Source organism: Trabulsiella odontotermitis (genome assembly GCF_001297775.1).
In the GTDB taxonomy this organism is placed as follows: Bacteria; Pseudomonadota; Gammaproteobacteria; order Enterobacterales; family Enterobacteriaceae; genus Trabulsiella; species Trabulsiella odontotermitis.
On the sequence record NZ_LIFX01000006.1, the window covers coordinates 174,749 to 187,806 of the forward strand.

At 55.5% G+C, this 13,058-nt stretch carries 10 protein-coding genes; 9 read left to right on the forward strand and 1 reads right to left on the reverse strand.

What is annotated here, in order from left to right; all coding sequences use genetic code 11:
* Positions 1-28: 28 nt before the first annotated feature.
* Complete coding sequence (gene uxuA / locus AOY23_RS09775) at positions 29-1,219, reverse strand: mannonate dehydratase (RefSeq protein ID WP_054179225.1); 1,191 nt, start codon at positions 1,217-1,219, stop codon at positions 29-31.
* A 215-nt stretch (positions 1,220-1,434) separates the two neighbouring features.
* Here uxuA and AOY23_RS09780 point away from each other — a divergent pair, with 215 nt between their 5' ends.
* From AOY23_RS09780 to yejF, 9 genes are all read left to right on the forward strand, one after another.
* Positions 1,435-2,892 (forward strand): mannitol dehydrogenase family protein, encoded by a 1,458-nt coding sequence (locus tag AOY23_RS09780; RefSeq protein WP_407830014.1) that lies wholly within the window; start codon positions 1,435-1,437, stop codon positions 2,890-2,892.
* 118 nt (positions 2,893-3,010) lie between these two features.
* Positions 3,011-3,988 carry a CobW family GTP-binding protein gene (locus AOY23_RS09785; RefSeq protein WP_054179227.1) on the forward strand — a complete coding sequence of 326 codons (978 nt, stop codon included), beginning with the start codon at positions 3,011-3,013 and terminating at the stop codon, positions 3,986-3,988.
* Positions 3,989-4,031: 43 nt separating this feature from the next.
* Complete coding sequence (locus AOY23_RS09790; protein WP_054179353.1) at positions 4,032-4,745, forward strand: phosphatase PAP2 family protein; 714 nt, start codon at positions 4,032-4,034, stop codon at positions 4,743-4,745.
* 418 nt (positions 4,746-5,163) lie between these two features.
* Positions 5,164-5,733, forward strand: a complete 570-nt coding sequence (gene mepS, locus AOY23_RS09795) for a bifunctional murein DD-endopeptidase/murein LD-carboxypeptidase (RefSeq protein ID WP_054179228.1) — start codon at positions 5,164-5,166, stop codon at positions 5,731-5,733.
* A 165-nt stretch (positions 5,734-5,898) separates the two neighbouring features.
* Positions 5,899-7,461: a cyclic di-GMP phosphodiesterase gene (locus AOY23_RS09800; RefSeq protein WP_054179229.1), complete on the forward strand. Its 1,563-nt coding sequence runs from the start codon at positions 5,899-5,901 to the stop codon at positions 7,459-7,461.
* A 70-nt stretch (positions 7,462-7,531) separates the two neighbouring features.
* Positions 7,532-9,337: an extracellular solute-binding protein gene (locus AOY23_RS09805; protein ID WP_054179230.1), complete on the forward strand. Its 1,806-nt coding sequence runs from the start codon at positions 7,532-7,534 to the stop codon at positions 9,335-9,337.
* An 8-nt stretch (positions 9,338-9,345) separates the two neighbouring features.
* Positions 9,346-10,440, forward strand: a complete 1,095-nt coding sequence (locus AOY23_RS09810) for a microcin C ABC transporter permease YejB (RefSeq protein ID WP_054179231.1) — start codon at positions 9,346-9,348, stop codon at positions 10,438-10,440.
* On the forward strand, positions 10,440-11,465 hold the full coding sequence (locus AOY23_RS09815) for a microcin C ABC transporter permease (protein ID WP_054179232.1): 1,026 nt from the start codon (positions 10,440-10,442) through the stop codon (positions 11,463-11,465). Before AOY23_RS09810 ends, AOY23_RS09815 begins: the two co-directional genes overlap by 1 nt.
* A 1-nt stretch (position 11,466) precedes the next feature.
* Entirely contained in the window at positions 11,467-13,056 is a 1,590-nt protein-coding gene (gene yejF / locus AOY23_RS09820) for a microcin C ABC transporter ATP-binding protein YejF (RefSeq protein ID WP_054179233.1), read from the forward strand.
* The last annotated feature ends 2 nt before the right edge of the window (positions 13,057-13,058 follow it).

Sequence of the window (13,058 nt, forward strand, 5' to 3'; positions counted from 1 at the left end):
TTCACCGTCCTTTTTTCATTGCGGCTGATTACAGCAAATCAGGGTATTTCGTCATTTTCAGCGCCAGTTCAACACCGCGCACTTCTGCCATCCCTTTCAGACGGCCAATCGCCGAATAACCCGGATTGGTTTTCTTTTTCAAATCGTCGAGCATCTGGTGCCCGTGATCCGGACGGAACGGGATCGGACGCAGATCACCCGCTTTTTTACGGCGCTGCTCTTCACTCAGAATCGCATCCACCACCGCCACCATGTTGACGTCGCCGTTCAGATGCGACCCCTCGTGGAAGGTTTTCGGGTTGTCTTCCCGGCAGGTGGCGCGCAGGTGTGTGAAGTGAATACGATCTCCGAAAGTTTTAATCATCTTCACCAGATCGTTATCGGCGCGCACGCCGTAGGAGCCGGTGCACATGGTGAAACCGTTGTTGATGCTGTCGACAGTCTCTTTCAGCCACTGCATATCTTCAATGGTCGAAACGATACGCGGCAGACCCAGGATCGGGCGCGGCGGATCGTCCGGGTGAACGGCCAGACGCACGCCCACTTCTTCTGCCACCGGCACAATCGCACGCAGGAAACGGGCCATATTCTCGCGCAGCGTCTCTTTGCTGATATGGTCATACTCCGCCAGACGCGCGCGGAATTGATCAAGGGTGTAGCCCTCTTCCGCTCCCGGCAGACCCGCAATGATGTTGCGCGTCAGCTTATTAATATCGGCTTCGCTCATCGCGTGGAAATACGCCTGCGCCTGACGCTGTTCTTCAGCGCTGTAATCCGCTTCTGCGCCTTCGCGCTTGAGGATATGCAGCTCGAACGCCGCAAAAGCGATTTGGTCAAAACGCAGCGCTTTTGAACCGTCCGGCAACTGATATTCGAGGTCGGTACGCGTCCAGTCGAGGATCGGCATAAAATTGTAGCACACCGTATCAATGCCGCAGGCCGCCAGATTGCGAATGCTCTGCTGATAGTTAGCAATCCACGTCTCACACTGCCCGCTGTGAGTTTTGATGTCTTCATGCACCGGAATGCTCTCGACCACTGACCAGATCAGCCCTTTTTCCGCCAGCAGCGCCTGACGCTGTTTAATTTTCTCAATCGACCAGACTTGCCCATTCGGGATGTGGTGCAGCGCAGTCACGACGCCCGTCGCCCCCGCCTGACGCACATCATCAAGAGATACCGGATCGTTCGGCCCATACCAACGCCAGGTTTGCTCCATGGTCTCACCCTCTAAAGTTGTTATACCAATAATAAAGCACGTAATGACGACTACCATACAGGCTTAGCCATAATGGTCAAACACCCCGGCAGGATTGATTGATCCAGCTCACATTAACCACAGAAACAAGGCACACCAATTTAAATTGTTGTCATATAACTTTACACTAGCGCTTGTTAACTTTTCGTTATTCAGGTGTATACAGAATGAAGAACATTGCCACCACACCACTTCCCGACAGCGTACAACTGCCCTCCTACGACCGGCAGCAACTCCGCTCACGCATTGTGCATTTCGGCTTTGGCGCCTTTCATCGCGCCCATCAGGCGTTGCTGACCGATCGGGTGCTGAACGCCACGGGAGGCGACTGGGGCATTTGCGAAATCAGCCTGTTCAGCGGCGATCAATTAATGACGCAACTGCGCGAGCAGGATCATCTTTATACGGTGCTGGAAAAAGGCGCTACGGGCAATCAGGCCATTGTGGTGGGCGCGGTGCATGAATGCCTGAACGCAAAACTGGATTCACTGGCGGCAATTATCGAAAAGTTCTGCGAGCCGCAGGTGGCGATTGTCTCCCTGACTATCACCGAAAAAGGTTATTGCATCGACCCGGCCACCGGTCAGCTCGACGTCAACCAGCCGCGTATCGTGCATGATCTGGAAAACCCGCAAGCGCCCCACTCCGCGCCGGGGATCCTGGTCGAAGCGCTGTATCGCCGTCGCGCGCGCGGTCTGCCGCCGTTTACTGTGCTCTCCTGCGATAACATTCCGGATAACGGTCACGTGGTGAAGAATGCCGTGCTGGGCATGGCGGAAAAACGCTCTCCGGCGCTGGCGGCCTGGATTGCTGAACAGGTCAGTTTTCCGGGCACCATGGTCGATCGTATTGTGCCCGCGGCAACAGACGCGTCACTGAATGAAATCGCCGCCCTGCTCGGCGTGGCTGATCCGTGTGCCATCAGTGGCGAGCCGTTTATCCAGTGGGTTATTGAAGATAATTTTGTTGCCGGTCGCCCGGAATGGGAAGTGGCTGGCGTACAGATGGTCAGCGATGTGCAGCCGTGGGAACAGATGAAACTCCGCATGCTGAACGGCAGCCATTCTTTCCTTGCCTATCTCGGCTACCTTGCCGGTTTTCAGCATATCAGCGACTGCATGCAGAACGCGGATTTCCGCGAGGCGGCCAGACGCCTGATGCTTGCTGAACAGGCGCCGACGCTGTGCATCACCAGGGTGGATCTGACGTCGTACGCTGACAGCCTGATCGACCGTTTCAGTAATCCGGCGCTGCAACACCGCACCTGGCAGATTGCGATGGATGGCAGCCAGAAACTGCCCCAGCGCATGCTCGACAGCATTCGCGAGCATCTGGCGCGCCACAGCGCGTGGCCCTTGCTGGCGCTCGGCGTGGCCGGGTGGATGCGCTACGTCAGCGGCACGGACGATGCCGGTAATACCATCGACGTGCGCGACCCGCTGGCGGAAAAAATTCGCCAGCTTGTTGCCGGAAGCCGCGACGAAGAACGCGTCACGGCGCTCCTGACACTGAGCGAAATCTTCGGCAATGACCTGCCGCGCGATGCCCGATTTGTGGCAGCGGTGCAGCAGGCCTGGCAGCGTATTGCCGATAACGGCGCGCTGAACGCGCTGATTACCACGCTGCGAAGTTAGCATTTTCTGCGGTTTAGCGAGTTAACGGGACTTTTGTCCGCCTGAAAACTTCTCATTCTGATAATTTTTCGCCAGGATGGTCAGTTATGTGATGACTGTAACCTTTTCTGGAGTGCTCGTGACCAAAACGAATCTGATTACCGGCTTTCTCGGCAGCGGGAAAACCACGTCGATTCTGCATCTTCTGGCGCATAAGCCTGCCGATGAAAAGTGGGCCGTGCTGGTCAACGAATTTGGTGAAGTGGGCATCGACGGCGCGCTGCTGGCAGACAGTGGCGCGTTACTGAAGGAAATCCCCGGCGGATGCATGTGCTGTGTGAATGGTCTGCCGATGCAGGTGGGGCTCAATACCCTGCTGAGACAGGGCAAGCCCGACCGGCTGTTGATTGAACCGACCGGGCTTGGTCATCCGAAACAGATCCTCGACATACTGACCGCGCCGGTCTACGAACCGTGGATCGATCTGCGCGCCACGCTGTGCGTGCTTGATCCCCGCCAGTTGCTGGACGACAAGGTGCTGAACAATCAAAACTTCCGCGACCAGCTTGCTGCGGCGGATATTGTGATTGCCAACAAGCAGGATCGCGAAACCCCGGAAAGCCAGCAGACGCTGGAAAACTGGTGGGCGCAGAACGGTGAGGGTCGTGAATTACATCACGCCACGCAGGGCGCGATTTCACTTTCCCTGCTGGACGCGCCACGCCAGAATCTGGCGCCTTTACCGGAAAGCACTGAGCATTCCCATTCGCATGCTGTCACCAGAGGGCTGGCGGCACTGAGTCTTCCCGAACATCAGCGCTGGCGGCGCAGCACCAACAGCGGTCAGGGCTATCACGCCTGCGGCTGGATTTTTGATGCAGACACCCGGTTCGATACCATCGGTTTGCTGGAATGGGCACGGCTCGCGCCGGTAACCCGCGTGAAAGGCGTGCTGCGCATCCCGGAAGGGCTGGTGCGCATCAATCGTCAGGGACAGGATCTGCATATTGAAACACAGAACGTCGCGCCACCGGACAGCCGTATTGAGCTGATCAATGACGCTGACGTCGACTGGAACCCCTTGCAGGCAGCTCTGTTGAGGCTTCGTTTAGATTAACCCCGTTATGGTTGCCACCATTACTATTATCAATGATACAACGATGAAAACCCGATATTTCCTTAATGTTCTGCTGAGCATCGCAGGCGTGGCGCTATTTTTATCCTGGTATTTGCCGGTCAATCACGGCGGCTGGTCTGTGCTTGATTCCGCGATTTTCCACTTCTTTAACCAGGGTCTGGGTGAAAGCCGCGCGTACGTCTGGCTGCTGGCGATCACCAACAACCGCGCCTTTGACGCCTGTTCATTACTGGCGATGGGCTGCCTGATGCTGAGCTTCTGGCGAAAGGCCGATGACGCCGGACGCCGCCGCGTGGTGATGATCGGCCTGACCATGTTGCTGGCGGCGGTGGTGATCAACCAACTGGCGCAGCATCTGATGCCCGTGAAGCGCGCCAGCCCGACGCTCTTTTTCACCGATATTTATCGGGTTAGCGATCTGCTGCATATTTCGACTAAGGACGCATCGAAAGACAGTTTTCCGGGCGATCACGGAATGATGCTGCTCATTTTCGCCGGATTTATGTGGCGATATTTCGGCGCAAAAGCGTTCGTTATTTCCCTTATTATCGTGGTGGTTTTTGCCTTCCCTCGCGTGATGATTGGCGCGCACTGGTTTACCGATATTGCGGTAGGTTCAATGACAGCGGTACTGACAGGTTTGCCATGGGTACTCATGACGCCACTCAGCGATAAGATTATTCATCTATTTGATAAATACCTTCCGCATACAAAGAAACAAAAAATAAACAATTAAGCGAAATTAATTAACATCGAATATCAGGGATCGCAATGATCCCTGAATACGAAGTGGTGTTTTTTTATTCAATACCGTCATTTTCCCGTCACACAAAAGTGCCTTAGAAATGAATCAATTGGCTAATTAAGCAGCAAAAATAGCGCTATTTCCCGCTATGCCAGTTTGTCACTTTCTGTATCACTTTTTCTTATAAAAAATGAGACAAAACCTCTCGCAATGCCAACCTTGATCGGGTAACCTCAATCTCGTTTTGCCGTGCAGACATTAATTATTCGCACAGTGAATAATTTTGTGCGTCAGTCCACAGTTTTGCGGATTCCTAATTGTCTCATTGTCTGTCGGTATTTAGTCTCGGTAGGGTTGGCGTTTTTTATAACGATTTCTTCGTTAAGGACTTCAAGGGAAAATAAACGAAATGGTCAAATCTCAACCGATTTTGAGATATGTTCTGCGGGCGATTCCCGCGGTTGCAATCGCTGTTCTGCTTTCTGCATGTAGCTCAACAAATACCGCTAAGAATATGCATCCTGAGACGCGTGTTGTGGGTATGGAAGATCCCTCTTCACTGCAAGCCTCTCAGGATGAATTTGAATCCATGGTGCGTAACCTCGACGTTAAATCACGTCTGATGGATCAATACGCCAGCTGGAAAGGCGTTCGTTACCGTCTGGGTGGCGATACCAAACGCGGCATCGACTGCTCTGCTTTTGTACAGCGCACGTTCCGCGAACAGTTTGGTTTAGAGCTGCCTCGTTCGACCTGGGAACAACAGGAAACCGGTAAATCCATTAAGCGCGGTCAACTGCGCACCGGCGATCTGGTTCTGTTCCGCGCCGGGTCAACCGGTCGCCATGTGGGTATCTACATTGGCAACGATCAGTTCGTCCATGCCTCGACCAGCAGTGGCGTAACGATTTCCAGCATGAATGAGCCATACTGGAATAAGCGCTACAACGAAGCGCGTCGTATACTGAGCCGCTCGTAATTTCTTCTGTTGTCGGTTACCCTTGGCCGACGGCAGGAATAAAAAAAGCACTGCTGCGGCAGTGTTTTTTTTTGTGCTGATGCAAAGCGCGCGGGTAATGACAGTTTCTATACTCTGTTTAACCGCGTGCTCTTCATGTCCAACCTTCAGGGATAATGTCCGTTTATGCTTACCCGTTATTTTTCTGTCGGCCGGAAGATTGTGTTATTCAGTTTTCTGGCGGGACTCTTCGCTGCACTGCTGGCGGGAAGTATTCAGTACACGGTGATCCATCATAAACGGGCAGAACAGTTCGATTCGATAATCAAGAACCTGCATTCCTACCTGAACAACTATTTCAAAGACCTTCTCACCACCATCGATTACCTGCAACCGCTGACCATGAGCCCGTGCAGCCAGATCCAACAGGAGCTTACCGCCCGCGCGGCCTTCAGCGTCAACGTTCGCGCTTTTTTACTGGTCATCGATAAGCGCGCGGTTTGTTCATCCGCCACCGGGACCATGAATCTGCCGTTTGACAGCCTTTCCACTGATGTCGATCCCGGTAAAGCGTCAGACATGCAACTGCTAGCCGGTACGCCGATGATGCCTTCCAGCCCGGCGTTCGCCATCTGGGTGCGCAATCCGCTGATGAAAAACCACGGCGTTTTTGCCTCCGTGAATGCCAACCTGACCCCTTTCCTGCTTTACTCGGCAAAGCAGAATAATTTTTCCGGCATTGCGCTGGTGGTGCACAATCGCGCGCTGGCAACATTTTCCAGTAAGCTGGTTGATCCGGCGACGCTCGACGTCAAGCCGGTGCGTATTGCGAAAATTGATAACCTGCCGCTTCAGGTTTACCTCTACGGCACCACGTGGAGCGTACAGGATACGCAATACGCGGTGCTGCTGATGATTGTGGTGGGTCTGCTGGCCGGGTTGCTGTGCTTTTATATTCTCAGCATCGGCAATCGTCCGGGGAAAGAGATCCTTACCGCCATCAGGCGCAACCAGTTCTATGTGGTTTACCAGCCAGTGGTCTCCAGCATTGACATGAAAATTCGCGGCGTTGAAGTGCTGTTGCGCTGGAAGCACCCCTCGGCTGGTGAAATTCCCCCGGATGCGTTTATCAACTTTGCTGAAGCGCAAAACCTGATTGTGCCGCTGACGCAGCATCTGTTCGAGTTGATCGCCCGTGACGCGCCGACGTTGCAGAAAATCCTGCCGCCGGGGGCGAAGCTTGGGATCAACATCGCCCCCGGACATTTGCATACGCCGAGTTTTCAGGATGATATGCGCGCGTTAAGCGCCGCATTACCGCCGAATTATTTCCAGGTGGTGCTCGAAATTACCGAACGCGACACCCTCCAGCACAAAGAGGCCATGAGAGTCTTCGAATGGCTGCATCACGAAGGGTTTGAAATCGCCATTGACGATTTCGGTACCGGACACAGCGCGCTGATTTATCTCGAACGCTACGCGTTTGATTACCTGAAAATCGACCGTGGGTTTATTAAAGTCATCGGGATGGAAACGGTGACATCACCGGTGCTGGATGCCGTGCTGACGCTGGCGAAACGCATGGATCTGGTCACCGTTGCCGAAGGTGTGGAGACGCAGGAGCAGGCGGAATGGCTGCGCGATCACGGCGTGAATTTCCTGCAGGGATACTGGATTAGCCGCCCGATCACCCTCGACCGTTTCCTTGCTGCCTGGAACGAACCTGCGAAATATTTCACAAGCGACTGAGTGTCACTTATTATTCAGGGACAAGAGGTTAGTTCGCGTTGAACGGCCCGCAAAAGGATGCTGCCCGGTTATGATTCTACGTCTGTGTCTCATACTGATTGCCCTGCTCAGCCTGCCAGTCCAGGCGCAGACAATCAAAGAGAGCGATGCGTTTGCCGTGATCGGCGAACCTAAGTATGCCGTTAATTTTAACCACTTTGATTACGTCAACCCGGCCGCGCCAAAAGGCGGTGCGGTCACGCTGTCGGAAATTGGCACCTTTGACAACTTCAACCGTTATGCCCTGCGCGGCAAAGCGGGGGTGCGCACCGAATCACTCTACGACTCTCTGTTTACCACTTCGGATGATGAGCCAGGTAGCTACTACCCGCTGATCGCAGAAACCACACGCTATGCGGACGATTTTTCCTGGGCCGAAATCACCCTGAACCCGAAAGCCCATTTTCATGATGGAACGCCGATCACCGCGAAAGACGTCGCGTTTACCTTTCAGAAGTTTATGACCGAAGGCGTACCGCAGTTCCGGCTGTACTACAAAGGCACGACGGTTAAAGCCATCGCGCCGCTTACTGTACGCATTGAGATGGGCCAGCCGGGCAAAGAGAACATGCTCGGCCTGTTTACCCTGCCAGTTATGCCGGAATCCTTCTGGCACGATCACAAGCTCAGCGACCCGCTCGCCATGCCACCGCTCGCCAGCGGCCCCTATCGTATTACCAGCTGGAAAATGGGGCAGTACATCATCTATTCCCGGGTGAAGGATTACTGGGGCGCCAACCTGCCTGTCAACCGCGGACGCTGGAATTTCGACACCATCCGCTATGACTACTACCTCGATGACAACGTCGCCTTTGAAGCCTTCAAGGCAGGCGCGTTCGATATGCGCGTTGAAAGCAGCGCCAAAAACTGGGCGACCCGTTACATCGGCAACAACTTTGATAATCACAACATTGTCATGGATGCGCAAAAGAACACCTCGGCGCAGAATACCCGCTGGCTGGCGTTTAACGTTCAGCGCCCGGTGTTCAGCGATCGCAAAGTGCGCGAGGCAATTACGCTGGCGTTTGATTTCGAATGGATGAACAAAGCCCTGTTCTATTCCGCCTACAGCCGCGCGAACAGTTATTTCCAGAATACCGAATACGCGGCGCGCAATTACCCCGACGCCGATGAGCTTGTTCTGCTGGCACCTATGAAGCCCGACCTGCCGCCAGAAGTGTTCACCAGCATCTACCAGCCACCCGTGTCGGACGGTGGCGGGTTTGACCGCGACAACCTGCTGAAAGCCAGCAAACTGCTTGATGAGGCGGGATGGCCGCTGAAAGGACAGCAACGCGTGAACGCGCAGACCGGCAAGCCGTTACGCTTTGAGCTGCTGCTGGGCTCCGGGGGCAACAATCAGTGGGTGCTTCCCTTCCAGCACAGCCTCAGCCGTCTCGGTGTGACGCTCGAGATTCGCCAGGTGGATAACGCGCAGCTGAATAATCGCCTGCGTAACCGCGACTACGACATGATGCCAGTGCTGTGGCAGGCGACACCGTGGCCGAGTTCCGATCTGCAAATCGCCTGGGCCTCGCAGTATGTCGATTCCACCTACAACGCCCCGGGGGTTAAAAATCCGGTGATCGATAAGCTCATCGCCGACATTATTCACTGGCAGGGAAACAAAGAGAAACTGCTTCCCCTCGGACGCGCGCTGGACCGCGTCCTCACATGGAATTACTATCAGTTACCCATGTGGTACATGGCAGAAGATCGCATCGCTTACTGGGATAAGTTTTCGCACCCGGTCATGCGCCCTGTATATTCGCTCGGCTTTGATACCTGGTGGTATGACGTGAATAAAGCCGCGAAGCTGCCTGCAGACAGACGTTAAGGAACCCTATGGGCGCGTACCTGATCCGCCGATTATTACTGGTGATCCCGACCCTGTGGGCGATCATCACCATTAACTTTTTTATCGTGCAAATCGCGCCTGGCGGCCCGGTCGACCAGGCCATTGCGGCGATTCAGTTCGGCGATCGCAGCGCCCTGCCTGGCGCGGGTGGCGAAGGGATGGGCGCAACGCATGCGCGCACCGGCGTCGGTAATATCAGCGACGGCCAGTATCGCGGCGCGCGCGGGCTAGATCCGGAAGTCATTGCGGAAATCACGCACCGTTACGGTTTCGATAAACCCATTCATGAACGCTATTTTAAGATGCTGGGTGAGTACCTGCGCTTTGACTTCGGCAACAGCCTGTTTCGCAGCGCGTCAGTGTTACAACTGGTGAAAGACAGCCTGCCGGTTTCCATTTCGCTCGGGATCTGGAGCACGCTTATCATCTATCTGGTCTCGATTCCGCTGGGCATCCGTAAGGCGGTACAAAACGGCAGTCGGTTCGACATCTGGAGCAGCGCGTTTATCATCATCGGCTACGCGATCCCGGCGTTCCTGTTCGCCATTTTGCTGATCGTCTTTTTCGCGGGCGGCAGCTATTACGATCTCTTCCCGCTGCGTGGGCTGACCTCGGCCAATTTCGACGCTCTGCCGTGGTATAAACAGATCACCGATTACCTCTGGCACATTACTCTGCCGGTGCTGGCGACGGTGATTGGCGGTTTTGCGGCGCTGACCATGCTGACCAAAAACTCGTTCCTTGATGAGATCCGCAAGCAGTACGTGGTCACCGCGCGCGCCAAAGGGGTGAGCGAGCATAATATTCTGTGGAAGCACATTTTCCGTAACGCGATGCTGCTGGTGATCGCCGGTTTTCCTGCCACCTTCATCAGCATGTTCTTTACCGGTTCGCTGCTGATTGAGGTGATGTTCTCCCTCAACGGGCTGGGGCTGTTAGGCTACGAAGCCACCCTCTCCCGCGATTACCCGGTGATGTTTGGCACGCTTTACATCTTCACCCTGATTGGTCTGCTGCTGAATATCATCAGCGATATCAGCTATACGCTGGTGGACCCACGCATTGATTTTGAGGGCCGCTGATGCCGCGATTAAGTCCCGTCAACCAGGCCCGCTGGGCACGCTTTCGCCATAACCGTCGCGGTTACTGGTCCCTGTGGCTGTTCCTCATTCTGTTTACCTGCAGCCTGTTTTCAGAACTGCTGGCGAACGACAAGCCGTTGCTGGTGCAGTATCGCGGCAGTTTGTACGTGCCCTTTCTGAAAGATTACACCGAGCAGCAGTTTGGCGGCACCTTTTCAACCAGCGCGGATTACCAGGATCCGTGGCTGCAAAAACAGCTGGCAGATAACGGCTGGGTGATCCGGGCGCCCGTTCATTTTGGCGCCACCAGCATTAATTTCGCCACCGATCGCCCCTTCCCTTCCCCGCCGTCAGCGACTAACTGGCTGGGGACGGACGCCAACGGCGGTGACGTGCTGGCGCGTATTCTCTACGGCACCCGCATCTCCGTGCTGTTCGGCCTGATGCTGACGCTGTGCTCAAGCGTCATGGGCGTGCTGGCGGGTGCGTTGCAGGGTTACTACGGCGGAAAAGTCGATCTCTGGGGCCAGCGCTTTATCGAAGTGTGGTCCGGCATGCCGACGCTGTTTTTAATCATCCTGCTGTCGAGCGTGGTACAACCCAACTTCTGGTGGCTGCTCGCCATCACTGTTTTATTTGGCTGGATGGCGCTGGTGGGCGTGGTGCGCGCCGAATTCCTGCGTACGCGAAATTTTGACTACATTCGCGCAGCCCAGGCGCTGGGGGTGAGCGACCGAGGGATCATCTTCCGCCATATGCTGCCTAACGCGATGGTCGCGACGCTCACTTTCCTGCCGTTTATTCTGTGCAGCTCCATTACCACGCTGACATCGCTTGATTTCCTCGGCTTCGGGTTGCCGCTGGGCTCACCGTCGCTGGGCGAGTTACTGCTACAGGGGAAAAATAACCTGCAGGCACCGTGGCTCGGTATTACGGCGTTTTTATCAGTGGCAGTTTTGCTGTCGCTGCTGATTTTTATTGGCGAAGCCGTGCGCGATGCCTTCGACCCCAATAAGGCGGTGTAGGATGATCTCTCCCTTACTGACCATCGAAAATCTCTCCATCGCCTTTACTGATCGCGGTGAAAGCCGCACGGTGGTGAGTGATTTGTCGTTGCAGGTTAACGCGGGCGAAACGCTGGCGCTGGTGGGCGAGTCCGGTTCCGGGAAGAGCGTTTCCGCACTCTCGGTGCTGCGACTGCTTCCGTCCCCGCCGGTCAGCTACCCGACCGGAGACATCCTTTTCCACGGTCAGTCCTTGCTGCATGCCGATGAACGAACTCTGCGGGGCATTCGCGGCAACCGTATCGCAATGATTTTTCAGGAGCCGATGGTTTCGCTGAACCCGCTGCATACGCTGGAAAAACAGCTGTACGAAGTGCTGTCGTTGCATCGCGGTATGCGTGAAGAGGCCGCACGGGCGGAAATCCTCGACTGCCTCGATCGCGTCGGGATCCGCAATGCGCCGAAACGACTGGCGGATTACCCGCATCAGCTTTCCGGCGGCGAGCGCCAGCGCGTTATGATTGCCATGGCGCTGCTGACGCGGCCAGAGTTGCTGATCGCCGACGAACCCACCACCGCGCTCGATGTCTCGGTGCAGGCGCAAATCCTGCAACTGCTGCGCGAACTGCGCGACGAGCTGAACATGGGCCTGCTGTTCATCACCCATAACCTGAGCATCGTGCGCAAACTGGCCGACAACGTGGCGGTGATGCAGAACGGTCGCTGCGTGGAGCAGAACCGCGCCAGCGCGCTGTTTTCCGCCCCTGTTCACCCTTACACCTGCAAGCTTATCGACAGTGAACCATCCGGCGATCCGGTTCCGCTTACCGGCCACGCCGAACCGCTGCTGCAGATTGAAAAACTGAGCGTGGCGTTCCCGGTGCGAAAAGGCGTGTTGCGCCGCGTCGTGGACAGCAATCGCGTAGTAAAAGAGATCAGCTTTTCGCTGCGTCCGGGGGAAACGCTGGGGCTGGTCGGCGAATCCGGCTCCGGCAAAAGCACCACCGGGCTGGCGCTGCTGCGGCTGATTGCCTCAGAAGGTTCGATTGTCTTTGACGGGCTGGCGTTGCAGGGGCGCAACCGCAAGCAGATGCTGCCGCTGCGTCATCGCATTCAGGTGGTGTTTCAGGACCCGAATTCGTCGCTGAATCCACGTCTTAATGTCCTGCAGATTATCGAAGAGGGATTGCGCGTGCATCAGCCTGCGCTCACACCGGCGCAGCGTGAAGAAGAAGTGATCCGCGTGATGCAGGAAGTGGGGCTTGATCCGCAAACCCGTCAGCGTTACCCGGCGGCGTTTTCCGGCGGTCAGCGCCAGCGCATCGCCATTGCCCGTGCGCTGATCCTCAAACCTGAACTGATTGTGCTGGATGAACCGACCTCGTCACTGGACAGAACCGTGCAGGCGCAAATCCTCGCGCTGCTCAAAGCGCTACAGGAGAAGCATCGCCTGGCTTACATTTTCATCAGCCACGATCTCCATGTGGTTCGATCGCTGTGCCATCAGGTGATTGTCTTGCGTCAGGGGGAAGTGGTGGAGCAAGGAGAGTGTCAGCGCGTCTTTGCCGCACCGCAGCAAGAGTATACCCGCCAGCTACTGTCGTTGAGCTGACG